This is a genomic window from Saccharopolyspora mangrovi (assembly GCF_035320975.1).
GTDB classification, from domain to species: Bacteria; Actinomycetota; Actinomycetes; order Mycobacteriales; family Pseudonocardiaceae; genus Saccharopolyspora; species Saccharopolyspora mangrovi.
The window spans coordinates 21,777-48,470 of record NZ_JAWLNX010000037.1 but is presented as its reverse complement, the minus strand read 5'-3'; the positions used below and the strand labels follow the sequence as shown (position 1 = coordinate 48,470).

The window sequence follows — 26,694 nt, the reverse complement described above, 5'->3', positions numbered from 1 at the left end:
CCTATCGTCGGCGCGTGCCCACCGCCGTCGCGCTCCGCTCCACCTCCGGCCGCTGGATCCTGGTGGCCACCATCCTGGGATCCGGGGTGGCGTTCCTGGACGGTTCGGTGGTCAACGTGGCCCTGCCGGCCATCGGCCGCGACGTCGGCGGGGGCCTGCGCGTGCTGCAGTGGGTCCTCGACGCCTACCTGCTCACGCTCAGCGCGCTGCTGCTGCTCGGCGGCGCGCTGGGCGACCGCTACGGGCGCCGCCGGGTGTTCACCGTCGGGCTGGTGGTGTTCACGCTCGCCTCGCTGGGGTGCGGGCTGGCGCCCAACGGCGAGGCGCTGATCGTCGCCCGGCTGGCCCAGGGCGTGGGCGGGGCGCTGCTGGTGCCGGGCAGCCTGGCGCTGATCAACGCCGCCATCGATCCCGCCGACCGCGGCGAGGCCGTCGGGCGCTGGGCCGGGCTGACCGGGGTGTCCTCGGCCGTCGGGCCGTTCGTCGGCGGCTGGCTGGTCGACGCGGCGTCGTGGCGGTGGGTGTTCTTCATCAACGTCCCGATCGCCTTCGCCGCGCTGCTGGCGCTGCGGCACGTTCCCGAGTCGCGGGACCCGAACCTGACCGGGCGCTTGGACCTCGGTGGCGCGCTCGCGGTCACGATCGGGCTCGCCGGGACGGTGTACGCGCTCATCGAGGTGCCGAGCGCGGGCTGGGACCCGATCTCCACCACGGCTGCGGTGGTGGGAGTCACCGCGCTCGTGGTGTTCCCGCTGCTGGAGGCCCGGCACCCCGCGCCGCTGCTGCCGCTGGCGCTGCTGCGGTCCTCGCAGTTCACCGGCGCGAACCTGGTGACGTTGGCGGTGTACGCGGCGCTGAGCGGCGCGTTGTTCCTGCTGTCGCTGCAGCTGCAGCAGACGATGGGCTACTCGGCTCTCAACGCCGGCATCGCGACGCTGCCGATCACGGTCATCATGCTGCTGCTGTCCGGCCGGGTGGGGGCGCTGGCGCAGCGGACCGGTCCGCGCATCCCGATGACCGTCGGCCCGTTCGCCTGCGCCGCGGGGCTGGTGCTGCTCACCCGCGCGCAGCTCGGGGCGAGCTACCTCGGTGGGGTGCTGCCGGGAGTGCTGGTGTTCGGGCTGGGGTTGTCGATCACGGTCGCGCCGCTGACGGCGGCCGTGCTGGGCTCGGTCGGGCCGGAGCGCGGCGGGGTCGCGTCCGGGGTGAACAACGCGGTCTCACGCCTAGCGGGGTTGCTGGCCGTGGCGGTGCTGCCGGTGGTGGCCGGGCTGGCCGGTACCGGCGAGGGCGCGCCGCTGGGCACGGGTTTCGCGACTGCCATGCACATCTCCGCCGGCATGTGCGCCGTGGGCGGAGTGCTGGCGGCCGTGACCATCGGGCGCGGGGATCGGGTCGAGACCCCTCCCCTGCCCGGTCTCAACCACGCGTGCCAGGACCCTGCCTGCGAGTGCCGCGACTGATTCGAACGCCTCGTGTCTGAGTCACGCGGTTGAAGCTACGGATCCTCGAGCACGGGCGGTAAGGCACAAAGTCACCGTTTCAGTCAGATCTGTTCACCTCCCCGCGCACCGCGGATGTGATGAGATCGAGGCATGAGACGAGGTCGGCGCGGTCATCCGTGCGATGTCCCCACCCAGATCGGGTTGTGGCGGTGCCCGGAGTGCGGCCAGCAGTGGGAGATCCACGGCATCGAGGGCAACCCCCGGATCCGCAAGGTGAGCCGCGTCGGCTGGTTCCTCGCCAAGCTGCTGGGGTGAGCCGCTGACCGCTGGCTATGCTGGGCGGACGATGCGCCGCAAGCTCCGCTCACCACTGCCCCAGCGCGACGGCCTGGACCCGGTCCGGCTGCACCTGCCCACCGACGGGCGGTGGGCGACGGTGCGGGACTTCCTCGTCGAGCGCATCCCCAAGCTGGCGCCGCAACGCATCGACGAGATGCTCGGCGCGGGGCGGTTCGTCACCCACGACGGGCCGGTGGCTCCCGAGGCGCCGTTCCGGCCGGGCGGTTTCGTGTGGTTCCACCGCGACGTGGTGCCGGAGACGCCGGTGCCGTTCGAACTGGAGGTCCTGCACCGCGACGAGGAGATCCTGGTCGTCGACAAGCCGCACTTCCTGGCCACCACACCGCGCGGCGGGCACATCACCGAAACCGCCCTCATCCGCCTGCGCAGGCAGTTCGACCTGCCCGAGCTCTCGCCGGCCCACCGGCTGGACCGGGCGACGGCCGGGGTGGTGCTGTTCGTGGTCGACCCGGCGCTGCGCGGCGCTTACCAGTCGCTCTTCCAGGACCGGCGGGTCGACAAGACCTACGAGGCGATCGCGCCGCACGACCCGGAGCTGGTGTTCCCGCGCACCGTGCGCAGTCGCATCGTCAAGCACCGGGGTGTTCTGGCCGCCGTGGAGGAGCCTGGCGCCCCGAACGCCGAAACGCGCGTGGAACTGCTCGAGCACCGCGACGGGCTGGGCCACTACCGGCTGCACCCCCGCACCGGCCGCACGCACCAGCTCCGCGTCCACCTCAACTCGCTGGGCCTGCCCATCGTCGGCGACGACCTCTACCCGGAAGTCCGCGCGAAGGCCGCCGACGACTTCACCGACCCGCTCCAGCTGCTGGCCCGCTCCCTGGAGTTCACCGACCCGAAGACCGGCGAACTCCGCCACTTCCGCTCCCGCCGCACCCTCACCCCCTGGCCCTGACCGAGCAACCACCCACTCGAATTTCGCGCGAAGTTCGACCCCGACACGACGCCGTCGAATTTCGCGCGAAATTCGAGTCGTGTGCGGGCCGGTCGAATTTCGCGCGAAATTGGTCCCGCCAGCCCGGAGCTGGGTCAGAGGGTGGCCACGGGGGTGGTTGGGGAGCCCACTGCTCCGGGGAGGTTGAGGGGTGGGGCGGTGAGCAGGAAGCGGGAGCGGCCGAGGCGGTGGAGGTCGGCTGCCAGGGGCGTGAGGTGCCAGAGCTCGCCGAGGTGGACGCCGAGCTTGAACAGGCAGTGGTGGTGCAGCGGCAGGGCCGGTGCCGGAGGTTCGGCCGGCGTGGACGGGAGGTTCTCCACGGCGTAGTTGTCGGCGATCAGCGCGGCCAGGCCGGTGTCGGTGACCCACTGCTGGAGGCGTTCGTCGCGCCCGTCCAGGGCCGCGCAGGCGCCGTGCAGCACGTCGGGGTCCGGGTCGCCGCCCATGTCGATGAGCCGCTGGGCGAATCCCGTGTGCAGGCACACCAGATCGCCCTGCTCGACCTCGACGCAGTCGGCGGCCATGATCTCGGCGAGGGTGTCGTAGCCGACCACCACGCGCTCCTGCCCGAGGTGCCGGTGCAGGTCGATGAGCACCCCGCGCCCCTGCACCCCGGTCCGGGCGAGGTTGTCGATGCCCAGCGGCCCGCCGCTGGAGGTGGTGCGCTCGTGCAGCTCGGCGGCTCCGGAATCGGCCAGCTCGGCAGGACCGACGACGTCCTCGCCGGCGCGGAAGCCGTTGTAGAACACCGGTTCCGGGACTCCGTCGCCGTCGGCGTCGAACAGCGCGCCGGCGTGGGCGAAGGAGTCCCACTGCGTCGAGTACTGCAGGTGCAGCACGGCGAGGTCGTCGCAGAGCACGTCGGTGGCGCCCTCGGTCCGGCGGCGCAGCTGGTAGTTGAAGTTGATCTCGCCGAAGCGCCGGGTGGGCCGCAGCACCGGCGGGAACCTGTTGGGGTTCAACGCGTTCCCGCCGGGCAACGTCAGCGGCAGGCTCAGGGCGTGGCTGATGCCCTCGCGCACCTCGGCCACTGCGGCGCGGACCCGTTGCGGGGTCAGCATGTTCATCCGGCCCAGCGTGTCGTCGGGGCCGAAATCACCCCAGTTGGACCCTTCCGGCCGTCGGTTCCAGCGTGCTCCGGTCACCCTCGCCTCCCGGGTTGTCGCGTTCGTCGTGGCTGGGCCGGCGCAGCAGCAACAGCATGCAGCCCAGCGTCAGCAGCACCTGGAACAGCGCGTAGCCGATGACGACGTTGATCGAGCCCGACGCGCTGAGCAGGAACTGCCCCACCACCGGGGTGGTTCCGCCCAGCAGCGTGCCGCACAGCTGGTAGCACAGCGAGAGTCCGGTGTAGCGCACCTCGGCCGGGAACCGACCGGCGAGGATGCCGGCCATCGCCGCGTAGTACAGGCAGTGCGGCACGGTGGCGATCGCGACGCCGAACATGGCCAGCCAGTAGTTCCCGGTGGCGATGAGCACGAACATCAGCGGCAGCAGCAGGACTTCGGGCAGCAGCATCAGCGTCACCGCGCGGGACAGGCTGCGCATCTTCGTGGCGAGCACCGCGCCGAAGGGCTGCACCACGATCTGGGAGATGTTGGCGACCAGGATGATGGAGAGGAAGTCGGTCTTGGCGAAGCCGAGGTCGCTGGTGGCCCAGGACAGCGCGAAGGTCGACTTGAAGTAGGTGGCCGACAGGCCGATGGTGCAGGCTCCGATGCCCAGCGCCAGCAGTCCCGGGTGCGAGCGCACGACCTCCCACACCGGCAGCTTCGCGGTCTTCTCGGACTTGATGAGCCGCTCCATCGCCGGGGATTCGGTGACCCGCAGCCGGATGAACAAGCCCACCACGACCAGCGCTGCCGAGGCCAGGAACGGGATCCGCCAGCCCCAGCTGAGCATGTCGGGTTCGGGCAGCTTGCTGATCAGCAGGAAGCACACCGTGCTCAGCGTGTTGCCGACCGGCGAGCCCTGCTGGGCGAAGGCGCCGTAGAGGATGGACTTGCCCTTGGGCGCGTGCTCGGAGGCGATGAGCACCGAGCCGCCCCACTCGCCGCCGAGGCCGATGCCCTGCACCATCCGGATGCACACCAGCAGGATCGGCGCCCACACCCCGATCTGGGCGTAGCCGGGCAGCAGGCCGATCGCGGTGGTGGCGATGCCCATCATCAGCAGCGTGATGACCAGGGTCTTCTTGCGCCCCAGGCGGTCGCCGATGTGCCCGAAGATGATGCCGCCGAGCGGCCGGGCGAGGAAGCCGACCCAGAACGTCGCGAACGCGACCAGGGTTCCCAGGGCGCCGTCGAGCTCGGGGAAGAAGACCTTGTCGAAGACCAGCGCGGACGCCGTGCCGTAGATGTAGAAGTCGAACCACTCGATGGTGGAGCCGATGAAGGCTCCGACCCCGGCACGGTTCGCCGTGCGCGCGCTGCTCATCAGTTCTCCCTTGAACCCGATCTGATCGCAGCAACCGTGGCAGGCCGAACGCGCGGACGTCCAATACAAAATCGGCGCCCCATTGAGACGCCGATCAGATCAATCAGGGGTGGGAAGGGCGGTTTCGGCGATGTCGAGGACGGTGCGCAGCGCGGCGTTGGTGTTGTCCTCGCGCCAGGCCAGGGCCGCCCGCAGCCGGGTCGGCTCGCCGGAGAGCCGGCGGTAGACCAGGCCGGTCTGCTGGATGTGCTGGCAGGAGGTCAGCGTCAGCGTCACCCCGACACCGGCCGCGACCAGCGCGAGGATCGTGTAGGAGTCCGGCGCCTCCTGCACCACGCGCGGGGTGAAACCGCCTGCGACGCAGGCCTTCACCAGCGCGTCGCGCAGCGTGGACCCGGCGTTGGAGGGGAAGCTGACGAACGGCTCCTCGGCGAGTTCGGCGATCGGGACGCGCTCCAGCGAGGCCAGCCGGTGGTCGGTGGGCAGCGCGCAGATGAGCTCCTCGACCTCGATGACGCGGGTGTTCACCCCGGGCTGGTTGACCGGGAGCCGCACGAAGCCGAGGTCCAGGGTGCCGTCGGCGACCTTGGCCAGGGCGACGTCGGCGTAGGTCTGCCCGCGCATCACCAGCTCCAGGCCCGGGTGGGCGGCCCGGACGGCGCGGGTGAGCACCGGCAGCGCCTCGTGGCTGGAGGCGCCCGCGAAACCGACGGTGACGCGGCCGTACTCGCCGCGTCCGGCGGCCTTGGCCGCCCCGACGGCGATCTCGACGTCGTCGAGGACGGTGCGCGCGGGTTCCAGGAACGACTCGCCGGCGTTGGTCAGCCGCACCGAGCGGGTGTTGCGCTCGAACAGCCGCACGCCGAGCTCCTTCTCCAGCTGCCTGATCTGCTGGCTCAGCGGCGGCTGGGCCATCTGCAGGCGCTTGGCGGCGCGGCCGAAGTGCAGTTCCTCGGCGACCGCGACGAAGGCGGTCAGGTAGCGCAGCTCCACAGCCATCCTCGATCCATTAGCCGTTGGTCTTGATCTGACACTAATTCGGTATTGGACCGGTCTCAATCCGGGGTGGCAGGCTGTGCCGCAGGCGAACCGAAGAACCCCTGGGGGGCACCGATGTCGCAGGTCAGCAAGCCCGACAAGACCACGTCGATGCGGGATGCCATCGCGGAGTTCGTCACCGACGGCGCCACCGTGTCGCTGGAGGGCTTCACGCACCTGATCCCCACCGCGGCCGGGCACGAGATCATCCGGCAGGGTCGCCGGGACCTCACGATCGCGCGGATGACCGCCGACGTGGTCACCGACCAGCTCATCGCCGGTGACTGCGTGAGCAGGTTGATCTCCTCGTTCATCGGCAACTCCACCGCCGGGTCGCTCGGTGAGCTGCGACGGCGGGTCGAGGCCGGTGCGCTGGCGTTCGAGGAGTACAGCCACTACGGCATGATCTGCCGCTACCTGGCCGGCGCCCAGCGGCTGCCGTTCTACCCGCTGCGCTCCTACGCCGGCAGCGATGTCCCCGCGGTCAACCCCAGCATCCGCAAGGTCACCTCGCCCTACCCGGCTCCGGACGGCGGCGAGGAGCAGATCTACGTGGTGCCGCCGCTGACCCCGGACGTGACGATCGTGCAGGCCCAGCGCGCGGACCGGGCGGGCAACACCCAGATCTGGGGTCTGACCGGCATCCAGGCCGAGGCCGTCTACGCCGCGCGCAAGGCCGTCGTGGTCGTCGAGGAAGTGGTGCCCGACGAGGTCATCCGCTCCGATCCCAACCGCACGATCATCCCCGCGCACGCGGTGGACGCGGTCGTGGAGTGCCCGCGCGGTGCGCACCCGGCGTTCGTGCAGGGCTACTACGACCGCGACGGCGAGTTCTACCGCGAGTGGTCGAAGATCAGCGGCGATCCGCAGCGGTTGCAGGACTGGCTGGACGAGTGGGTGCGCGGCACCGCCGACCACGCCGAGTACGTCGCCAAGCTCGGCGAGCAGCGCTGGGCGAGCCTGGCCGTCGGCGAGGCGTGGAGCGAGCCGGTCAACTACGGCCGCAGGCTTTGAGGAGGATCATGAGCATCACGTCGTCGGAGCTGCTGGCCTCGGTCGCCTCGCGCGAACTCGCCGGTGCGAACACGGTTTTCGCCGGGATCGGGTTGCCGACGCTGGCGGTGTCGCTGGCGCAGCTGACGGTGGCCCCCGAGGTGGAGATCGTCTACGAGTCCGGTGTGTGCGGCGCGCATCCGGCGACGTTGCCGGAGACCATCGCCGACGCGGTGCTGATCACCGACTCGGAGGCGGTGCTGCCGATGACCGCGCTGTTCGGCTACGTCCTGCAGGGCGGGCGGATCGACGTCGGGTTCCTGGGCGCGGCGCAGATCGACCGGTTCGGCAGCCTCAACTCCTCGGTGATCGGCGACTGGCACTCCCCCGATGTCCGGCTGCCCGGTTCGGGCGGGGCGATGGAGGTCATGGCCAACTCGCGCGAGGTGTTCGTGGTGATGCGCCGCCACGACCCGCGCTCGTTCACCGCCGAGCTGGACTTCTGCACCTCACCGGGCCCGGACCGGGCGTTGGCGGACGGGATCCGCCCGCGCGGCAAGGGCGTCACCCGCGTGATCACCGAGCTCGGCATCCTGGCCCGCGACGACGTCGGCGAGGAGCTGCGCCTGGTCGCCACGCAGCCGGGCGTCACGGTCGACCAGGTCCGCGAGGCCACCGGCTGGGACCTGCAGGTCGCCGACGACCTCACGGAGGTCGTACCGCCCACCGAGGCCGAACTGCGCATGCTCCGCGACGAGGTCGACCCGGCCCGCGTCTACCTCCGCTGACCGGCCCGGCGTGTCCGCGGGCGGTGATCGGTGACCGGTGGGCGCACGGGATGTTTGGATGGCCCGGTCGGGTTTGATGTCGTTGGCGAGGAGGCTTCGGTGCTGGAGGCGTACCTGCGGGATTGGCGTCCACGTCCGGTGGTCGAGCACGACGCGATGGCGCCGGAGCAGGCCAGGGCGCTGGCCAACGTGCTGGAGACGTCGGCACCAGTCGACGAGCTGCCGCCGCTGTGGCACTGGGTGCACTTCCTGTCCTGGCCGCCGCACTCCGAGCTCGGTCCGGACGGGCATCCGCTCGACGGCGACTTCCTGCCGCCGGTGCCGGATCGCCGGCGGATGTTCGCCGGCGGTCGGCTGTCGATCGCCGAGCCGCTGCGGCTGGGAACACCGGCCGAGCGCACCACAGAGCTCGGCGAGGTGAAGGTCAAGCAGGGCCGATCCGGGGAGATGGCGTTCGTGACCGAACGCCGCGAGTTCCACCAGGACGGCAAGCTGCGCATCACCGAGGAGGTCGACTACGTCTACCGCAGCGGGGAGAGCGAGGCCAAGAGCCCGAACCGGCTGCGCCCCACGGAATTCCCCTCCTCCGATGCCGCCTGGCAGCGGCGGTTCACCGGCGAGCCGACGCGGCTGTTCCGGTTCAGCGCGCTGACCGCCAACACCCACCGCATCCACTACGACGAGCCCTACTGCCGGGAGGTCGAGGCCTACCCGGGCCTGGTGGTGCACGGCCCGCTGCTGGTGCTGCTGATGACCGAGCTCGCCCGCGAGCGCGGCCGGATCACCGGTGTGTCCTACCGGCTGCGGCGCCCGGTGTTCTCCGGTGATCCCGTGCTGGTGTGCGGGGGCGAGGACGGGGCGATGTCGGTGCGCTCCGACCAGGTGCACGCCGAGGCGTCGGTGGCGTTCTCCGAGCACCGGTAACATCGTCCGCGGCCACGATTTCGCAGGTCGGAGCACCTCCGACCACGGGAGGATCCGGATGTCGACCGAGCAGTGGGTGCCGACGACCGCGCACTGGGGCGCCTACCAGGCCGCGGCCGACGGTCGAGGCGGTGTCCGGGTGCGCCCGCACCCGGACGACCCGGCGCCCTCCCCCCTGCTCGGCAACGTGCCCGGCATCGCCCGCCACGACACGCGCGTGCTGCGCCCGGCAGTGCGGCGCGGCTGGCTGACCGGTGGTCCGGGCCCGTCCTCGCGGCGCGGCCGGGACGAGTTCGTGGAGGTCGACTGGGACACCGCGCTGGACCTGGTCGCCGCGCAGCTGGACCGGGTGCGGCACGAGTCCGGCAACGAGGGGATCTTCGGCGGCTCCTACGGCTGGGGCAGCGCGGGCCGCTTCCACCACGCCCAGAGCCAGCTGCACCGGTTCCTCAACACCATCGGCGGCTACACGGCCTCCCGGAACAACTACAGCTTCGGGACATCGCAGGTGCTGCTGCCGCACGTGGTGGGCAGCTCGGCGGCCGTGCTCGGCTACGCCGACAGCTGGGCGAGGGTGCGCGAGCACACCGATCTGATCGTCGCCTTCGGCGGTCTGCCCACCAAGAACCTGTCGGTGTCGCCGGGCGGGGTCACCCGGCACACCAGCGCCGCCGCGGCGGCCGATCCCGGGATGGCGGTGGCCTCGATCAGCCCGCTGGCCGACGACGTCCCGGCCGGTGGCCGCTGGTACCCGATCGAGCCGGGCACCGACGTGGCGATGCAGCTGGCGCTGGCGCACACGCTGCTCACCGAGGGCCTGCACGACACCGAGTTCCTGGAGCGCTGCTGCACGGGTTTCGACGTCTTCGCCGGCTACCTGCTGGGCGAGTCCGACGGCGTGCCGAAGACGCCGGAGTGGGCTGCCGGGATCTGCGGTGTCGACGCCGCTGACATCCGGGAGCTGGCCCGCCGGATGCCCACCGGCCGCACGCTGGTGACGGTCACCTGGTCGCTGCAGCGCACCCAGGGCGGTGAGCAGCCGGTGTGGGCGGGCATCGCGCTGGCGGCGATGCTGGGTCAGATCGGGCTGCCCGGCGGCGGTTTCGGGCACGGCTACGGATCGATGGCCGACGTCGGCGACGAGGGGCCGGTGCTGCGGCTGCCGACGCTGTCGCAGGGGCGCAACCCGGTGCGCTCGTTCATCCCGGTCGCGCGCATCGCCGACATGCTGCTCAACCCAGGCGCGACGTTCGACTACGACGGGCAGCGGCTGACCTACCCCGACGTCCGGCTGGTCCACTGGGCGGGCGGCAACCCGTTCCACCACCACCAGGACCTCAACCGGCTGCGCCGCGCGTTCGCGCGCCCGGAGACCGTGGTGGTGCACGAGACGCACTGGACGGCCACCGCCCGGCACGCCGACGTGGTGCTCCCGGCGACGACCACCCTCGAGCGCGAGGACCTCGGCGCCGGGCGCCGCGACACGCACCTGACGGCCATGCACCGGGTGCTGGACCCGGTCGGTGAGGCGCGCGACGACTACAGCATCCTGGCCGGCCTGGCCGAGCGGCTCGGCGTGCGGCAGCGCTTCACCGAGGGGCGCAGCGCGCGCGGCTGGTTGGAGCACCTCTACGACGGGTGGCGCGAGCAGCTGCTCGCCCAGGGCCACGAGCTGCCGGACTTCGACTCCTTCTGGGCGGCCGGTCAGCTGCGGCTGCCCGAGGTCCCCGAGGACCCGCCGCTGGTGCGGTTCCGCCGGGATCCGGAGCGGGAGCGGCTGCACACCCCCAGCGGGCGCATCGAGCTGTACTCGGCGGAGGTCGATTCCTTCGGCTACGACGACTGCCCCGGCCATCCCGCGTGGTTGCCGCGCGAGCGTCGCGGTCCGCTGCACCTGATCGCCAACCAGCCGCCGACCCGGCTGCACGGGCAGGGCGATGTGGGGGCGGTCAGCCGGGAGTCCAAGGTGGCCGGTCGCGAGCCGATCACGCTGCACCCGGACGACGCGGCCGCGCGCGGGATCGCCGAGGGCTCGGTGGTGCGGGTGTTCAACGAGCGGGGCGCGTGCCTGGCCGGAGCCCGCATCAGCGACCGGGTGCGTCCCGGTGTGGCGGTGCTGCCCACCGGCGCCTGGTTCGATCCGCAAGCCGACCCGCAGCGGCCCGGCCAGGACCTGTGCGCGCACGGCAACCCGAACGTGCTCACCGAGGACGTGCCCGCCTCACGCCTGTCGCAGGGCTGCGCGGGTCAGCGCACGCACGTCGACGTCGAGCTCTTCACCGGGCCGCTGCCGGAGGTCCAAGCCCACACTCCCCCGCCGCTGCACCCGGCGTGATCAGCCCAGCAGCGCGGTGACGGTGACCAGGACCGGCACCGACAGGATCGTGGAGAGCAGGATCGACTCGCGGGCCAGCCGCACGCCGACCTTGTAGCGGGAGGCGTAGACGAACAGGTTCTGCGCGGCGGGCAGGGCCGAGATGACCACGGCGGCGAACAGCGGCGCGCCGTGCATGCCGAACAGCCCGGCGCCGATGGCCCAGGCGATGACCGGGTGCACGAACGACTTCAGCCCGACCGAGAGCAGCACCGGCCAGCGCTCGGTGCCCCCGGCCGGCAGCTGCGAGCCGCGCAGCGAGATGCCGAAGGCCAGCAGCACCGTCGGCACCGACAGGTGCCCGAGCAGGGTCAGCGGTTCCGACACCGGGCCCGGGATCCGCCAGCCCAGCAGCGACAGCGAGACGCCCAGCAGCGAGCAGATCACGATGGGGTTCTTGAACGGTGCCAGCACGCGCGACCACGCCGAGGACTGCTCGCCGGACTGCGCGTAGTCGATCACGGTCAGGCCGATCGGGGTCATCACCAGCAGCTGGAACAGCATCACCGGCGCCACCAGGCTCGCGTCGCCGAGGACGTAGACGGCGACCGGGATGCCCAGGTTGCCGGCGTTGACGTAGCTGGAGCACAGCGCGCCGATGGTGGTGCGCCGGATGTTCCACCGGCGCCACAGCGCCACCAGCACGAACAGGGCCGCGGCTGCGAACGTGCTCAGCGCGGTGACCAGCAGCGGGGTCGAGAACAGCACGCGCACGTCGGATTCGGAGAGCATCTGCAGCAGCAGCGCGGGGGTGCCGACGTAGAAGGAGATCTTCGCCAGCACGTCGCGTCCGCTGTCGCCGAGAACCTCGCTGCGGCCCAGCACGTACCCGACCAGAACGATGGCGCCGATGACGCCGAAGCCCTGGATCACACCCGACACGACGCCTCCACCCCCGGCGCGCGGTCCACTGTGGAGGCGCGCGCGAGCCGTTGCGGTTCTCCCAACGCGGATTTCGGCGCACATCGCGGCCGCATCGCCGGGGCGCCCACCCGTTAGCGATCCTAATCGATCACCCGTGGAACCGCCGTGCTCGAATGGCGACTCTCACACCGCGGCGCCGGCTTTCCACCCGTCGGGACGTCAGCTCTCGTTCCCGGTGATGGCCGGTTCGATCGAGCGCAGGTCGGTGCGGCCGTCGGAGGTGGGGACCCCGCCGGGCAGCTTGACCGCGTCGGTCAGCGGCCCCGGGCTCCAGTCGCCCCAGTGGGTCTCGCGGCGCACCTGCATCGCCGCTTCGGCGCCGACGGTGTCGGGGTTGTACGGGTCGACGACGTAGATCGCGCCCCAGTCCCGGTTCGGCGATCCCTGCAGGTAGGCGGGCAGTTGCCGGACGCTGGCACCGACGTTGAGCCAGCCGAACGGTCCCCCTCCGCCCGGTGCGGACCAGCTCTGGCCCATGTCGCGCATGATGCCGCCACCGGCGACCCGGAAGCGCGGCATCTCGAAGACCCCGTCGCGGATCTTCGCCGGTTGCAGGCACGGGTGCACCAGCGCGGCCGGCCACTCCACGAACGCGGGCTGGCTGCCGATCAGGTTGGTCATGGTGGTCAGCACCGGCACTCGGGGCGCGCTGAAGGCCAGCCAGCCGCCCGGGTCGGCGCGGCGGTCGGCGGCCACGACCCGCACCTTGCCGGCTCCGGGGGCGTCGAACCGCACGTCCTGCCAGGAACCGCCGTTGAGCGGCAGGTCCCGGTGCCCGGTGATCTCGAAGCCGCCGGGCAGTTCGCGGCCCCACTCCACGCGCAGCGAGTTCGTGCCTGTGGAGGAACCGGCGAACTGCATCACCACCGGCGAGGTGCCCGCGCTGGCCTGCGGCGGCAGGTCGTACCAGGGCGTGCGGATCTCGCCGGTGCCGGTGGCGTCGGTGTCGAAGGTCCCCCAGATCGGGGCGTCGTCGCCGCCGTAGCCGAACGGCGGGGTGAACTGGACGCTGCCGGGATAGCCGAAGCGGTGGAATCCCTGCTGCTCGGCGTCGAGGTAGTCGGCGGGCTGCGCGGTGTTGCTGGGCACGCGCGGCTGGTTGGGCGACGGGGTGAGCACGCCGCGGCGCGGGTCGGCCTCGACGTTGATGTAGTCCGACAGCCCGCAGCTCTGACCTGCGATCTGCTTGATGTTGTCCAGGCCGAGGCTGTAGCTGTCGCGCTGCTTCTCGATGCCGACGGTGAACAGCCCGACCTCGCCGATCAGGCACAGCGCGCAGGTGATGGTCAGCGGCGCCGCGCCCAGGCTCAGCACGCGCTTGCGCGCGGTCGGGGTGATCACCGGGGGCTCGCCGTGGCGGACGTGCTCGACGAAGGCGACGATCAGGGCGAGGAACCCGAGCGCCAGGAACGCGGTGCTGGCGTTGCGTCCGTCGAGGCTGGGCGCCTTGTCGAACCACGGCACGCCCCAGCCGGAGACGTACCACCAGGCGTTGGTGCCGGTGACCGACAGCGCGCACACGACCATCAGCCCGGCGAAGAACCCGGCCCGGTTGCGGCGCGAGCGCAGCACCGCGGCGCTGGTGGCCAGCGCGGTCAGCGCGGCCAGCACGGCACCGATGGCGGCGAACACGCCGAAGTGGTGGGTGTGCTTGGTGGGGGTGGCCGCCAGCACCACGAAGCACAGCACGGCGATGCCCAGCATCCGGCGGCTCGGCCCCAGCGCCGCGCCGCGGATCTTGCCGCGCCGCAGGAACACCACGCCGCTGGCGGCGATGCACAGCAACAGCAGCAGGACGGGGAATCGCCTGGTCAGCGAGCCGTCGGGCCACTTGTCGAACAGCTTCTCGTAGCGGCCGAGCTCCTCGTACCAGGAGTCGTTGGGGCCGAACTCGGTCTTGAGGTCGATGGAGTCCAGGACCGACTGCAGCGTCTGGTCGAAGAACACCCCGACCAGGATCACCAGGCCGGCCGCGGCGATCGGGGCCAGCACCGGCAGCGCGCCGATCTCGCGGATGCGCCGGCCGAGCAGCCGCAGCAGCGGCTTGGAGGCCACGACGAACGGCAGCACGGCCACCATGCCGTGCGGGTTGGCTCCCAGCCCCAGCGCGGCGGCCACCAGGCCGAGGGTCGCCGGTGTCAGCCGTTCGGTGGCCACGGCGCGTTCCACCGCGCACACCGACAGCAGGAAGAAGACCACGACGACGGGTTCGGGGCGCAGGCCGTTGTTGTAGGGCAGCCAGAAGGCCAGGAACACCGCGGCGGCCGCCCAGCCGGCGGATTCGCTGCGGCGCACCTGCTGCCCGAGCCGGGGCAGCACGCCGCGGCTGAGCAGCAGCCAGCTGACCACGCCGAGGAACAGCGCGGGCAGCCGCACCCACGGGGTGGCGGCGGAGATCTGCACCCAGACGGCGTAGAGCTCGTAGAACCAGCCGAAGGGCGATTCGGGGTTGCCGAACCAGCGGAAGTAGTTGGTGACGTAACCGGCGTCGGGAGCCGCGCGCAGCATCGTCAGGATGTAGCCGTCGTCGGCGGTCATCGCGCCGATCAGCCACCACACGACCAGGGCGGCGAACACGACGACGTCGCGCACGCCGAGCCGCCACCAGCCGACCGGCAACCGGCGCACCGGGGCGCGCACCTCCAGCTTGCGCAGCGCGAGCATCGAGCCGATGAAGCACAGCACGGCCAGCACCATCGCGGTGGTCTTCAGCGCCGTCGGGGTGCTGGCGAAGCGGGTGTCGACGCCGGCCTGGAAGTCCAGTCCCCGCACGTCGTCGAGCCTGCCGTCCAGCTGCGAGTAGATGCCGGTGAGCTGCGGTCGCTGGTCGCCGCCGGCGGAGCCGAGCGGCACGCCCGCGATGTCGGCGCGGGTCTGCCCCGCGTCGGAGGTGATGGAGATCGCGCAGTCGCCTGCGGGCAGCGCCGCCGAACCGAGCTGGTGGCCGCGCGAGAACAGGTTGACCTGCCCGTTGTCGACCTGGAGGTTCATCCCGGTCAGGCCGCCGTAGGTGCCCGAGGGAGCGTTGGTGGCCAGCAGTTCGCCCGCCCCGTTGATGCGCGCGTCGAGGCTGCGGGCCGAGGCGCAGGGGACGGTGGCGTTGAGCCACAGGGGTGCGTGGCTGACCAGCGGCGCGGACACCGAGCGGGTGCCCTGCGCGGTCGGCCACTTCAGGGTGGTGACGTCGTGGTTGACCGGTAGCAGCGGGATGGCCACGGCCAGCACCGCCGACAGCAAACCGAGTACCGCGGACACGGCGCGCGCTCGCCGCGCCGGGTCACGACGCGTGAACCGCGTCGAACGCTGACTCACGCGCTCGCCACCTAACCTCGCAGGACTGCTCCTCGCAGAGCTTAAACGGTGGCGATGAGCCCGCTGCCCCTGGCAGGACGACAAGCCGTAACCAGCTGGTCAGAATTCGGCGTCCGCGCTGCCGGTCGCGCTTGCCCTGGACGACCAGAACTAGGCCGCGAGGGCAGGTTCGAATTCTCCGGTCACCGGATTGCGCCGGGCGTCGAACAGGTATCCGACCCAGAACCCGATCACTCCGGCACCAACGACGGCCAATGTTCCGACAGCACGCACCATGATGGAGGTTTCCTCTTCTCGGCGGCGCCCGATCCCCTGGACCCGACTGGTGAACTTCTCATCGCAAAAATGCTGATCCCGCCGGGTGGCAGCGCCGTTGCACAAACGATAACTGGCCGTAAATTGACCGACCACGCCACCCCTCGAAAGCCCTCGATCACAGTACGTCATCTCGACGACCCGCTAATGGAGTAGCCCAAGCCCGTCGGAGAGCGGTCGACACGGTCCTCGGTGAGCTGGCCGCACGCACGAGATCCCACCCCGGCTACCGACGGGCCACCCGGTCGAAGAACCCGCGAAATGCGGACATTTCGACTCCGACTCGCCGATGTCACCCGCTCGGGACAGCATTGCGAACGGCGCTCGGAATTCGGCGTCGGTCCTAGAGCCAGTCCTTGCGCCGGAAGGTCGCGAACAGCGCGCCCGAGATGATCAGGATCGCCGCCGTCGAGGCCCAGAAGCCCCACATCGACTGGAATCCTGGGTAGGGCACGTTCTGGCCGTAGAAGCCGGTGATGGCCGTGGGCACCGCGATGATCGCCGCCCAGCCGGTGACCTTCTTCATGATCATGTTGAGCTGGAAGCTCTGCAGGTTCAGCTGCGTCTCGCGGATCGTGGTGATCAGGTCCCGCAGCGACTCGGTCCACTCCGAAGCGCGCAGCACGTGGTCGTAGACGTCCTGGAAGTACGGCGCCATCGCCTCGTCGACCAGACCGACGTCGCGGCGCATGAGGGTGTTGACGAGCTCGCGCATGGGCAGCACGGCGCGGCGCAACCGGACCAGGTTCTTGCGCAGCTGCAGCGAGCGGCGCTGCAGCTGCTGGTGGTGCGGGCGCTCGTCGAACACACCGTCCTCGAGCTCCTCGATCTGCTCGTCCATCCGCTGGGCGGCCTCGAAGTGCCCGTCGACGATGTAGTCGAGCAGCCCGTGCAGCAAGAAACCGACGCCGGACTTGGCCTGGTCGCCGTCAGCGTCCCAGCGCGACACGACGGCATCGATGTCGAAGTTCTCGTTCTTGCGCACGGTCACCAGCGCCTGGTCGGTGACGAACGCCGACAGCTCGCAGTCGACGAGCTCGCCGGAGGCGTCCAGCGAGACCGAGTAGGCGGTCAGCTCCGAGTAGCCGTCGCAGCGCTCGAGCTTGGCGCGCTCGTTGCGGTGCAGCGCGTCCTCCACGGCCAGCTCGTGCAGGCCGAGCTCCTCGGCGATGGCGGCGAGGTCCTCCGCGGTGGGCGCGCAGAAGTCCAGCCACACGGTGGTGTCGGGTTCGGCGAGGTGTTCCGAGACGTCGTCGACGGGGAAGTCCTCGGATTCGAGGACGCCGTGCCGGTAGAGCCGCGTGCGTGCCATGAGGCCCGGAGGCTACCCGATCGGGTGATGGCGGGAGTCAGACGTCGATCGGGGCGAGGCCGCGCTCGTCGCGGGTCACCTCGGGCCAGGGCTGACGAGCCGCGGTCAGGACCTTCGCCACCGTCGCGGTGATCTCGTCCGCGGAGCGGGCCATCGCGGCGATGTCGGCGTCGTGCTCGGCGGGGTCCAGCCCGGCCCGGTGCAGCAGCGGCGTGATATCGCCCAGCGTCCGCGCCAGCCAGCCGACGGGGTCGGCCGACAGCTCGGCGTCGAAGACGCGGTCACCGGGTTCGCCGTCGGACATCTCCGGGTGCCAGTGCATCCGGTCGGCCGCGTTCGGGCGGGATTCCAGCAGGTCGAAGCGGCAGATGCCGCGGCTGAGCCACGCCGCGCGGGAGGCGTAGACCGAGCCCGCCTCGGCGGATTCGGACAGGCCGCGCAGCTCGAGGCGGACCCCGCGCTCACGCACGTCCGGTTGACCGGCCTGCGCCGGGTCGAGGAAGTCGACGCCTTCGACGGTCACGGCGAGCTTGCGGAAGCAGTAGATCCGGTACACCCCCGCACACAAGCACAGCGTCACCCGCGCCGACAAGGGCGGTCACCGGAGTCGACCAACGTCCACTGTGGATTTCCCGGGCGGTGGCACGACCTCCGGTGCGAGCGCCACCGGTCCGCTCCTAGGCTCACGGGCGTGCGCATCCCCGAGGAGTTCCACCAGCCGATCCCCGCCGACACCGCAGACCTGGGCGGCAGGCCGCCGCTGAACGACGCGTGCGCCCCGATGCGCGAGCTGGTAGGCGTGTGGCACGGCCAGGGCGAGGTGGACTACCCCACCATCGACGGCCCGTTCCGCTTCGGCCAGCAGGTGACGATCTCCCACGACGGCCGCCCGTTCCTGCGCCACCAGGCGCGGGCCTGGCTGCTCGACGCCGAGGGCGAGGTGCTGCGCCCGGCGGCGTGGGAGACCGGGTTCTGGCGGCCCGGCGCTGACGGCCGCATCGAACTGCTGCTGACCCACGCCACCGGACTGCTGGAGCTGTTCTACGGCTCCACCGCACCCGGCCGGTGGGAGCTGGAGACCGAGACGGTGCTGGGCACGGCGACGGCCAAGCAGGTGCGAGCGGCGCGCCGCTCCTACTCGCTGTCCGGCGACGTCCTCGACTACGCTGAGAGCCGGGCGATGGTCGGCGAACCGATGACCCCGCACGTCTCCGCCCGACTCCAGCGAGTCCCCACCACGCATTAGTCCGCTCGGCCGACGAGGAGACTCCGGACCGCTCCAACCCCGACGAGCTCGCGCACGCCGCGACCGAGGTGCGGCTGGGCGTGATGCGGCTGGCGCGGCGGTTGCGCGCCGAGCAAGAGCCCGGCGAGCTCACGCTGGGCAGGCTGGCGGTGCTCGGCCGCCTGGAGCGCGACGGTCCGGCGACCGCCAGCGCGCTGGCCGCGGCCGAGCGCGTGACACCGCAGTCGATGGCGCGGATCGTGCAGCATCTGCTCGACAACGGCCTGGCCGAACGCGTTCCGAACCCACAGGACCGGCGCACCGCGACCCTGCGCATCACCGAGGCCGGCCGGAAGCGGGTGCTGACCGACCGCGGCCAGCGCGAGGCCTGGCTCGCCCAGGCAATGTCGGACCTCAGCGACGTCGAACGCGATCTGGTCGTGCTCGCCGCGCGCGTGCTCGACCGGCTAGCGGACTCCTGACCCGTCGAGGCGATCAGAGACCAAGACCCACACCGCTCGCGAGAAGGACAGCAACGCTGACGATGTTCGGCGTGGCGGACCACCGGAGCTGCCGTCCCGGTTCGTCACGCCGATCGCCTTCGGCACGATCCTGCAGCCGCTGAACTCCTCGATGATCGCGGTCGCGCTGGTGGGCATCCGCACCGACTTCGACGCGGGCACCTCGGTCACCTGGCTGGTCTCCGCGCTGTACCTGGCCACGGCGGTGGCCGCTCCGGCGATGGGCGGCATCGCCGACGTCTTCGGCCCGCGCCGCACGAGCCTAGCGGGGTTGGTGCTGGTCGGGCTCGCCTCAGCGGCGGCCCCTTTCGCGCCGAACATCCCGGTGCTGGTGGTATGCCGGATCCTGATCGGGATCGGCACGGCCGCGCAGTACCCGTGCGGGGTCGCGATGATCCGCCGGGCGGCCGACCGGCTGCGCACCGGCTCGGGCAACGCGCTGGCCTCGCTGGCGGTCTGCTCGCAGGTCAGCGTGGCGCTCGGGCCCTCGCTCGGTGGCCTGCTGGTCGGCGGTCTGGGCTGGTCCGGGGTGTTTTGGATCAACGTGCCGCTGGTGGTGATCGGCGGCGCGGTGATGCTGCGCTGGGGGCCAGCCAATTCCCCGTCGCCGGTGGGACGCGACGCCCGGTCGCGGGCGCTGCTGAGCATCGACCCGGTGGGGATGGCGCTGTTCACGGTGGCGCTGACGGCGTTGATGTTCTGGCTGCTGTCGCTGTCGGAGCGGATCCAGTGGTGGTGGCTGGCGATCGCGGTGCCGGCCACGGCGCTGACGGCGTGGTGGAGCCTGCGGGTGGACGAGCCGTTCCTGGAAATACGGCTGCTGGGCCGCAGCGCGCTGTCGCTGACCTACTTGCGCACGATCGTCACCTACACAGCGTTCTACTGCGTGTTCTACGGGCTCCCCCAGTGGCTGGAGGAGGCGCGGGCTCGGTCCGATCGGCGCGGGGCTGGTCGTGCTGCCGATCTCGACGGTCGGGGTGTGCGCGACGTTGATGGCGAACCGGTTGCGGCGCAACCACTCCCACTGGACGTCGCTGACGATCGGCAGCGCGGCGCTGTGCGCGGGCGGGTGCGCTGCTGCTGGTTCCGGGGGTGTCGGCGCCGATCCCGATGCTGCTAGGCATCGCCGCGGTGCTCGGCCTGCCGAACGGGTTCAACAACATGGGCAACCAGCGCGCGATGTACGCGGTGGCACCGGCCGAGGCGATGGGCGCGGCTTCCGGGCGCTACCGGACCTCGCAGTACGTGGGCGCGAACCTGGCCGCGGCGGTGCTGGTGCTGACCTTCGGCGCAGCCCACCGACGCCCGGCCTGCACCGGATGGGTCTGGTGGTCACGGCGATCGCCGCCTTTTTGCTGGTCACAGCTCTGGTCGAGACGGTGTCCGCTCGTCGTAGGGCTGCGTGAGCCGCAAGAAGCCCCGCATCCGTGAGGAGTGCGGGGCTTCTTGTGTGCGGGCCGTGTGACCGGCTCTGTGAAGTGGAAGGACCTACCCTCAGTTGGCGGGTCGTTCCGGTATTACGTGAGACGCCGTGTTCAGATGACGCGGACGTCGGCCGCCTGCGGGCCCTTCGGGCCCTGGCTGACCTCGTAGGTCACCTTCTGGTCCTCGTCGAGGCTGCGGAAGCCGCGGGCGTCAATGGCCGAGTAGTGGACGAAAACGTCCGGGCCACCGTCGTCCGGGGCGATGAAGCCGAAGCCCTTTTCTGAGTTGAACCACTTCACGGTTCCCTGTGCCATGCTTGCTCTCTCCTTCTGGGAGCCGGTACTACATCAGCCCGTCACACTGCGTGACGACCTGGGCCGCGGATCGAACGGCGACTTGTCCAGCTACAACCAGAAAGCAGCACGCTCGCATCACCATCCTGCGAGTGTGCGCGAACACGACCCCAGAAAAATACGACCGCCACGAACACTACACGGTCCCCCGTGGACACGTCTGCCCTCTATCGCCCGGCCGTGTCGTGACCGGCGTCACATTTTTCGTCGCTCCCGGTCAACCGCTCCGACCCCGATCCGTGATGGAGAGGATCTTGTCCGCGTCCTCCGATTCGAGGTGAAATCCATTCACAATCGAATGAGGAGCGCCGATGTCCACACTGCTCACCGGCCGGGACTTCAAGCTCGGCCTGTTCTCCCCGAACTGCTCCGGCGGTCTCGCGATCACCACCGTCGCCGACAGGTGGGGTGCGAGCTGGGCGGACAACCTCGAGCTCGCCCGCCTCGCGGACGAGTCCGGGATCGACTTCCTGCTGCCCATCGCCCGGTTCATCGGCTATCCCGGCAGTTCCGGGTTCCACGAGAGCGTGCTGGAACCCATCCCCTGGGCCGCCGGGCTGCTCGCGGCGACCCGCCGCATCACCGTGTTCGCCACCGTCCACACCGCCTTCAACCACCCCGTGGTCAGCGCCAAGCAGCTGGCCACCCTGGACCACGTCGGGCAAGGGCGGGCCGGGCTCAACGTCGTCGCCGGCTGGAACCAGCCCGAATACCGGGCGATGGGCCTGGAACTGCCCGAATCCCACCACGACCGCTACGCCCTGGCCCAGGAGTGGTGGGACCACGTGCACGCGCTGTGGACCCGCGAGGGCAAGTTCGACCTGCCCGGCAGGTTCTTCGACCTCGAGGGCGTGGAGGCCTCGCCCAAGCCGGTCCGCGGGACGCTGCCGCTGCTCAACGCCGGGTCCAGCCCGCAGGGCCGCGCGTTCGCCGCGCGCAACGCCGATTTCGTGTTCACCGCGCTCAGCGACCCCGGCCACGGCGCCGAGGTCGTCGCCGAGCTGCGCGAGACCGCCCACACCCGCTACGGCCGCGAGGTCGGGGTGATGGCACCGGCGTTCGTGGTGTGCCGCAAGACCCGCGGCGAAGCGGAGGAGTTCCTTCGCAATTACGCCGAGGACAACGCCGACTGGGAGGCGGTCGAGGAGCTGATGCGGCTGCAGGGCATGTACGCCCAGTCCTTCGCCAACGACATCATGGACACCCTGCGCACCCGCTTCGCCGCTGGCCACGGCACCTGCCCGCTGATCGGGACCCCGCAGGAGGTCGCCGACGAGATCGAGCGCTACGCCCAGGCGGGGCTGTCGGGCATGACGCTGGCGTTCCTGGACTACCTCGGCGAGCTGGAGGACTTCGTCGCCGAGGTCCTGCCGCGCTTGGAGGCCAAGGGGATCAGGCTCCCGGTGGCCGAGCGGACCTAGCGGTCATTCGAACCGCGCGGGGTCGCCCGCGCCGACGCGCACGACCTCGGGTTCGTCGGCGGAGAAGTCGATGACCGTGGTGGGTTCGACGCCGCAGTCGCCGGAGTCGATGACCGCGTCGAGGACGTGGTCGAGCTCGTCCTTGATCTGCCAGCCCTGCGTCATCGGCTCCTCCTCGCCGGGCAGCAGCAGGGTGCTCGACAGCATCGGCTCCCCCAGCTCGGCCAGCAGCGCCTGGGCGGCCACGTGGTCGGGGATGCGCACGCCCACGGTCTTCTTCTTGGGGTGCAGCAGCCGGCGCGGGACCTCCTTGGTGGCGGGCAGGATGAAGGTGTAGCTGCCCGGCGTGGAGGCCTTGATCGCGCGGAACACGGCGTTGTTGATGATCACGAACTGGCCGAGCTGCGCGAAGTTCTGGCACACCAGGGTGAAGTGGTGGCGGTCATCGAGGTGGCGGATCGAGCGGATCCGGTCCATGCCGTCCTTGTTGCCCAGCTGGGCGCCGAGGGCGAAGCAGGAGTCCGTGGGGTAGGCGATCAGTCCGTTGTCCCGGAGGATGTCCACCACCTGCCCGATCGAGCGCGGTTGCGGGTTGTCCGGATGCACGTCGAAGTACTTCGCCATGCGGACCAGCATAGGAGGCTTGTCACGGTTGCGTAGCGCATGCGAACCGGGCGAGTCGGACTATGGACAACCCCCGTTCGCCCCCGCATCCTGTTGCCCCACGGGACGTGACCGCGGTTACATCCCGTCTGAGAAAACGGGCCGAAAGGGCGATGCATGCGGGCGACGCGGCCTGAGCGCGAACGACTTCCCGACGAGACCACCGACGCCGGCGAGATCGCCGCGACCCACGACGAGGAGAAACCGGCGCGCCGGCTCTCCCGGGGGCCGGAACTGCTGGTGTACCTGGTGGCCCTGGCGGTGGCACTGCTGGTGCTGCGGCAGGTGTTCTTCCCGCTGACCAAGGGCAATCAGTTCTACCTGGTCATCTTCCTGGGATGCACGCTGCCGCTGGTGTTCCTGTCCTACCGCCCCGGCGGGCGCCGCGCAGCCGGTGAGCGCGACGACCCGGCCTGGTACGACTGGGGGCTGTCGGCGCTGGCGCTGCTGGTGGGCTTCTACCCGGTGCTGCCGTTCGCCTCCGGCGGTTTCGACGCCTTCCTCGACCGGCAGGGCAGCTTGTCCACCTTGGACATCGCGGCGGGCGCCCTGCTGTTGCTGCTGGTGCTGGAGGCGACCCGGCGCACCACCGGCTGGATCCTGCCGGTGATCTGCCTGGCCTTCGTGGCCTTCGCCTACTACGGCGGTTTTCTCCCGCAGGACTGGGGAATCGCGCACGCCGGCGTGGACTTCAGCCAGATCGTCAACGCGCTCTACAACGACGCCAGCGGTTTCTACGGCACTCCCCTGGACGTCGCCGCCAGCTACATCGTGCTGTTCACGCTCTACGGCGCGGTGCTGTCGGCCTCGGGGGCGGGGCAGTTCTTCGTGGACTTCTCCTTCGCGGCGTTCAAGCGTTCCCGCACCGCTCCCGGGCGCACGGCGGTGCTGTCGGGCTTCCTGCTGGGCACGGTGTCGGGTTCGGGCACGGCCACGGCGGTGAGCCTGGGCTCGATCACCTGGCCGATCCTGCGGCGGGCGGGATATCCGCAGGAGAACGCCGGTGGCCTGCTGGCGGCCTCGGGCATCGGGGCGATCCTGTCGCCGCCGACGCTGGGTGCGGCGGCGTTCATCATCGCCGAGTACCTGCAGACCTCGTACCTGACGGTGCTGATCTGGGCGTGCGTGCCGACGCTGCTGTACTACCTGGGCATCGTGTTCTCGGTGGAGGCCGACGCGCGGCGCTTCGGCGCCAAGGCGGTCGACGTCGAGCACGGCAGCGCGTGGAAGCTGCTGCTGCGCGGCGGTTATCACTTCCTGTCGCTGGCGATCATCGTGGTGTTCCTGGCGATGAACATCCCGCCGTTCGCCGCGGTCGTCTACGCCACCGGTGTGGCCGCGCTGTTCGCGCTGGTCTCGGCACTGGTGCGGGCCACCGACGGTCCCGGTCAGGCGCTGCTGGGGTGGGCGCGGAGCATGGTCGACGCGCTGTCGATCGGGGTGCGCGGTGCGCTGCCGGTGGTGGCGGTGTGCGCGGCGGCGGGGATCATCACTTCGACGATCACCAAGACCGGGCTGGGCCAGGAGCTCGCCGACGCGCTGGTGCAGGCCGCCAACGCGCTCTCGCAGGACCCGACGGTGGTGCTGGTGCTCACGGTGGTGTTCTCGGCGCTGGCGGTCGGCGTGCTGGGCCTGGCGGTGCCGGTGACGGCGTCGTTCATCATCGCCTGGGTCGTGATCGGTCCGGCGCTGGGCGAACTGGGCGTGGCCGATGCCGAGCGGGCGATGTTCATCTTCTACTACGCGGTCCTGTCCGAGGTCACCCCGCCGACGGCGCTGGCGGCGGTGGCCGCCGCGGCGATCACCGGGGGCCGGGTGATCAGCACGATGATGCAGGCCTGGAAGTACACGCTGCCGGCGTTCCTGGTGCCGATCGCGTTCGTGCTCACCGACAACGGCGCGGCGCTGCTGCTGCAGTCCGACCCGGTGACGGTGCTGTGGGTGCTGGCGGCCTCGGTCGTGGCGGTGGGCGCGTTGAGCGTGGTCACCGGCGGCTGGTTGTTCGGCCCGGTGCCGACCGCGGTGCGGGTGCTGTTCGCGCCGGGCGCGCTGTGCTTGCTCTACCTCGAACCCCCGGTGGTGGCCGCGGGGCTCGGATTCTGCGTGCTGGGCGTCCTCGCCCAGCTGGTGTTCCGCCGCAAGGCGCAGTTCAAGGAGGAACTCGATGCGGATTAAGGCATTGCTGGCGACCGCGGCCGCGGCGGCGCTGGTGCTCACCGGCTGCGGCGGCAAGCAGGTGCAGGAACCGCCCGCCGGGCAGGCCGCGTCCTGCGAGGCCGGGGACGGTCGCTTGACCATCGCCACCGGCAACACCGGCGGCGTGTACTACGTCCTCGGCGGCGGTCTGGCGCAGGTGATCAGCCAGAACACCAAGCTGCGCGCCACGGCGGCCGAAACCGGTGCGTCGGTGCAGAACATCCAGCAGCTGGTGGCCGGCGACTACGACATCGCCTTCACGCTGGCCGACACCGCGGCCGACGCGGTGGCGGGCAAGGACGCCTTCGACGGCAAGCCGCAGTCGATCCAGGCGCTGAGCAGGATCTACCCGAACTCCACGCACGTGGTGGTGAAGGCGGACTCGGGCATCAACAGCGTCGCCGACATGCGCGGCAAGCGGATCTCGACCGGGTCGCCGAAGTCGGGCACCGAGGTCATCGCCAACCGGCTGCTGCAGTCGGCGGGGCTGGATCCCAACCGCGACATCCAGGCGCAGCGACTGGCGCTGGGCAAGTCGGTGGACGGGATGAAGTCGGGCACCATCGACGGGTTGTTCTGGTCCGGTGGCCTGCCGACCCCGGAGATCACCGATTTGACCACGACGCTGGGCGGTGCGGTGAAGTTCATCGACGTCACCCCGCAGCTGCCGGAGCTGAACAAGATCAGCGACGTCTACGAGCAGGGCACCATCCCGGGGGCGACCTACGGTCTGCCCGCCGACGTGCCGACGGTGCAGGTGCCGAACCTGCTGGTGGTGCGGGAGGACTTCCCGGCCAACAACGCCTGCGCGGTGACCAGGATGCTGTTCGACAAGAAGGCCGATCTGGAGGCCGTGCACCCCTCGGCCAAGCAGATCAACCGCGACGAGGCGACCAGGACCGACCCGGTGCCGCTGCACCCGGGCGCCAAGCAGGCCCTGGGCGGCTGAGCCGAGGTGGGGGGAGTTTCAGCCGAAACTCCCCCCACCCGTTCGCACGTCACTTGCAGGTGGCGAGCATCTCCGCCAGGGCCTTCTTCTCGGCGTCGGTGACGGTGAGCGCGTAGCTGCGCTTCACGGTGATCCAGTCGGTGGCGTAGACGCACCACTGGCCCTGGGCGGTGGGCTTCCAGGTCGACGGGTCCTGGTCGCCCTTGCTGCGGTTGGAGCTGGAGTCCACCGCGACCAGCTGCGGCATGCTCATGTCGTTGGCGAACTGCTGGCGCTTGGCGTCGTCCCACTTGTTGGCGCCGCTGCGCCAGGCATTGGCCAGCGGGACCATGTGGTCGATGTCGACTCCCTTGGAATCGCTGACCTTCTGGCCGGTGTAGAGGCTGGTCCACGAGCCCGAGGTGACTTCGCAGGCGCTGTTGGACTTGACGCCCTGGCCGTCGCGGGCCAGCACGGCTTCGCGCGTGTTGCAGTTCTTCCCGGTGTCCGGTTGCGGGATCCAGTGCTTGAACTTCTCCCGCGAGTACCCGGTCATCGAGCCCGCCGGGGCGACCTCGAGCTGAGCGAGCTGGTCGCTGGCGGGACCGGTGGCCGCGCTGACCTTCGAATCGAGCAGTCCCGATTCGAACACGAGCCACATCGCGCCCAGCAGCACTGCCGCCACGACCGACATCCACACGGGTTTCTTGCTAGCCGACACCCGACTCCCCCTTCTCGGCAAGGTGTTCGACCGATTCGATCATCCCGGAATCCGGTGATCACGCAGCCACGCGGGACCTGTGTCTC

25 protein-coding genes are annotated in these 26,694 nt (G+C 70.8%); 14 read left to right on the top strand and 11 right to left on the bottom strand.

The features are described 5' to 3' along the window. Positions 1-14: 14 nt before the first annotated feature. The 3 genes from R4I43_RS32385 to R4I43_RS32375 all read left to right on the top strand — a co-directional run bounded on the left by R4I43_RS32385 (position 15) and on the right by R4I43_RS32375 (position 2,700). Positions 15-1,463: an MFS transporter gene (locus R4I43_RS32385; protein ID WP_324269530.1), complete on the top strand. Its 1,449-nt coding sequence runs from the start codon at positions 15-17 to the stop codon at positions 1,461-1,463. A 132-nt stretch (positions 1,464-1,595) separates the two neighbouring features. Beyond that, entirely contained in the window at positions 1,596-1,760 is a 165-nt protein-coding gene (locus R4I43_RS32380) for a hypothetical protein (protein WP_324269529.1), read from the top strand. Between the two features lie 31 nt (positions 1,761-1,791). Continuing rightward, positions 1,792-2,700, top strand: coding sequence for an RluA family pseudouridine synthase (locus tag R4I43_RS32375; protein ID WP_324269528.1), 909 nt, complete (start codon positions 1,792-1,794; stop codon positions 2,698-2,700). 134 nt (positions 2,701-2,834) lie between these two features. Here the strand turns inward: R4I43_RS32375 and R4I43_RS32370 are convergent, their stop codons facing one another. From R4I43_RS32370 to R4I43_RS32360, 3 genes are all read right to left on the bottom strand, one after another. Then, the gene (locus R4I43_RS32370) at positions 2,835-3,806 is read right to left on the bottom strand and encodes a cyclase family protein (RefSeq protein ID WP_324269527.1); all 972 of its coding nucleotides are present in this window, start codon (positions 3,804-3,806) and stop codon (positions 2,835-2,837) included. A gap of 28 nt (positions 3,807-3,834) precedes the next feature. Then, a complete protein-coding gene (locus R4I43_RS32365) occupies positions 3,835-5,175 on the bottom strand; it encodes an MFS transporter (protein ID WP_324269526.1) in 1,341 nt (446 codons plus the stop codon). Between the two features lie 99 nt (positions 5,176-5,274). Then, positions 5,275-6,168 carry a LysR family transcriptional regulator gene (locus R4I43_RS32360; RefSeq protein ID WP_324269551.1) on the bottom strand — a complete coding sequence of 298 codons (894 nt, stop codon included), beginning with the start codon at positions 6,166-6,168 and terminating at the stop codon, positions 5,275-5,277. A 120-nt stretch (positions 6,169-6,288) separates the two neighbouring features. Between R4I43_RS32360 and R4I43_RS32355 the strand changes: the two genes are divergently transcribed. The 4 genes from R4I43_RS32355 to R4I43_RS32340 all read left to right on the top strand — a co-directional run bounded on the left by R4I43_RS32355 (position 6,289) and on the right by R4I43_RS32340 (position 11,253). Further along, positions 6,289-7,227, top strand: coding sequence for a CoA transferase subunit A (locus R4I43_RS32355; RefSeq protein ID WP_324269525.1), 939 nt, complete (start codon positions 6,289-6,291; stop codon positions 7,225-7,227). An 8-nt stretch (positions 7,228-7,235) separates the two neighbouring features. Continuing rightward, positions 7,236-7,994, top strand: coding sequence for a CoA-transferase subunit beta (locus R4I43_RS32350; protein ID WP_324269524.1), 759 nt, complete (start codon positions 7,236-7,238; stop codon positions 7,992-7,994). Between the two features lie 99 nt (positions 7,995-8,093). Further along, positions 8,094-8,918 (top strand): hypothetical protein, encoded by an 825-nt coding sequence (locus R4I43_RS32345; RefSeq protein ID WP_324269523.1) that lies wholly within the window; start codon positions 8,094-8,096, stop codon positions 8,916-8,918. A 58-nt stretch (positions 8,919-8,976) separates the two neighbouring features. After that, positions 8,977-11,253 carry a molybdopterin-dependent oxidoreductase gene (locus R4I43_RS32340; RefSeq protein WP_324269522.1) on the top strand — a complete coding sequence of 759 codons (2,277 nt, stop codon included), beginning with the start codon at positions 8,977-8,979 and terminating at the stop codon, positions 11,251-11,253. Here the strand turns inward: R4I43_RS32340 and R4I43_RS32335 are convergent, their stop codons facing one another. From R4I43_RS32335 to R4I43_RS32315, 5 genes are all read right to left on the bottom strand, one after another. Continuing rightward, positions 11,254-12,174 carry an AEC family transporter gene (locus R4I43_RS32335; protein WP_324269521.1) on the bottom strand — a complete coding sequence of 307 codons (921 nt, stop codon included), beginning with the start codon at positions 12,172-12,174 and terminating at the stop codon, positions 11,254-11,256. It abuts the gene before it with no gap. Between the two features lie 201 nt (positions 12,175-12,375). After that, on the bottom strand, positions 12,376-15,471 hold the full coding sequence (locus R4I43_RS32330) for an arabinosyltransferase domain-containing protein (protein ID WP_324269520.1): 3,096 nt from the start codon (positions 15,469-15,471) through the stop codon (positions 12,376-12,378). A 207-nt stretch (positions 15,472-15,678) separates the two neighbouring features. Beyond that, the gene (locus R4I43_RS32325) at positions 15,679-15,939 is read right to left on the bottom strand and encodes a hypothetical protein (RefSeq protein ID WP_324269519.1); all 261 of its coding nucleotides are present in this window, start codon (positions 15,937-15,939) and stop codon (positions 15,679-15,681) included. A gap of 247 nt (positions 15,940-16,186) precedes the next feature. Next, positions 16,187-17,155: a magnesium transporter CorA family protein gene (locus R4I43_RS32320; RefSeq protein ID WP_324269518.1), complete on the bottom strand. Its 969-nt coding sequence runs from the start codon at positions 17,153-17,155 to the stop codon at positions 16,187-16,189. A gap of 37 nt (positions 17,156-17,192) precedes the next feature. Further along, positions 17,193-17,711 carry a hypothetical protein gene (locus R4I43_RS32315; RefSeq protein ID WP_324269517.1) on the bottom strand — a complete coding sequence of 173 codons (519 nt, stop codon included), beginning with the start codon at positions 17,709-17,711 and terminating at the stop codon, positions 17,193-17,195. A gap of 135 nt (positions 17,712-17,846) precedes the next feature. On the opposite strand from R4I43_RS32315, the gene R4I43_RS32310 reads away from it, so the two are divergent. From R4I43_RS32310 to R4I43_RS32295, 4 genes are all read left to right on the top strand, one after another. Continuing rightward, complete coding sequence (locus R4I43_RS32310) at positions 17,847-18,401, top strand: FABP family protein (protein WP_324269516.1); 555 nt, start codon at positions 17,847-17,849, stop codon at positions 18,399-18,401. Positions 18,402-18,484: 83 nt separating this feature from the next. Next, entirely contained in the window at positions 18,485-18,862 is a 378-nt protein-coding gene (locus R4I43_RS32305; protein ID WP_324269550.1) for a MarR family winged helix-turn-helix transcriptional regulator, read from the top strand. A gap of 151 nt (positions 18,863-19,013) precedes the next feature. Beyond that, positions 19,014-20,021, top strand: coding sequence for an MFS transporter (locus tag R4I43_RS32300; protein WP_324269515.1), 1,008 nt, complete (start codon positions 19,014-19,016; stop codon positions 20,019-20,021). Continuing rightward, complete coding sequence (locus tag R4I43_RS32295) at positions 19,994-20,332, top strand: hypothetical protein (RefSeq protein ID WP_324269514.1); 339 nt, start codon at positions 19,994-19,996, stop codon at positions 20,330-20,332. Before R4I43_RS32300 ends, R4I43_RS32295 begins: the two co-directional genes overlap by 28 nt. 104 nt (positions 20,333-20,436) lie before the next feature. Here R4I43_RS32295 and R4I43_RS32290 read toward each other — a convergent pair whose 3' ends face one another. Next, positions 20,437-20,640: a cold-shock protein gene (locus R4I43_RS32290; RefSeq protein WP_093418446.1), complete on the bottom strand. Its 204-nt coding sequence runs from the start codon at positions 20,638-20,640 to the stop codon at positions 20,437-20,439. A gap of 350 nt (positions 20,641-20,990) precedes the next feature. On the opposite strand from R4I43_RS32290, the gene R4I43_RS32285 reads away from it, so the two are divergent. After that, positions 20,991-22,100: an LLM class flavin-dependent oxidoreductase gene (locus R4I43_RS32285; protein WP_324269513.1), complete on the top strand. Its 1,110-nt coding sequence runs from the start codon at positions 20,991-20,993 to the stop codon at positions 22,098-22,100. 3 nt (positions 22,101-22,103) lie between these two features. Here R4I43_RS32285 and R4I43_RS32280 read toward each other — a convergent pair whose 3' ends face one another. Next, complete coding sequence (locus R4I43_RS32280) at positions 22,104-22,724, bottom strand: L-threonylcarbamoyladenylate synthase (protein ID WP_324269512.1); 621 nt, start codon at positions 22,722-22,724, stop codon at positions 22,104-22,106. 156 nt (positions 22,725-22,880) lie between these two features. On the opposite strand from R4I43_RS32280, the gene R4I43_RS32275 reads away from it, so the two are divergent. Continuing rightward, positions 22,881-24,938, top strand: a complete 2,058-nt coding sequence (locus tag R4I43_RS32275) for a TRAP transporter permease (protein WP_324269511.1) — start codon at positions 22,881-22,883, stop codon at positions 24,936-24,938. Continuing rightward, positions 24,928-25,908, top strand: coding sequence for a TAXI family TRAP transporter solute-binding subunit (locus R4I43_RS32270; RefSeq protein WP_324269510.1), 981 nt, complete (start codon positions 24,928-24,930; stop codon positions 25,906-25,908). The genes R4I43_RS32275 and R4I43_RS32270 overlap by 11 nt, the downstream gene beginning before the upstream one ends. A gap of 49 nt (positions 25,909-25,957) precedes the next feature. Here R4I43_RS32270 and R4I43_RS32265 read toward each other — a convergent pair whose 3' ends face one another. Continuing rightward, entirely contained in the window at positions 25,958-26,608 is a 651-nt protein-coding gene (locus R4I43_RS32265; protein WP_324269509.1) for an HNH endonuclease family protein, read from the bottom strand. Positions 26,609-26,694 lie beyond the last annotated feature (86 nt).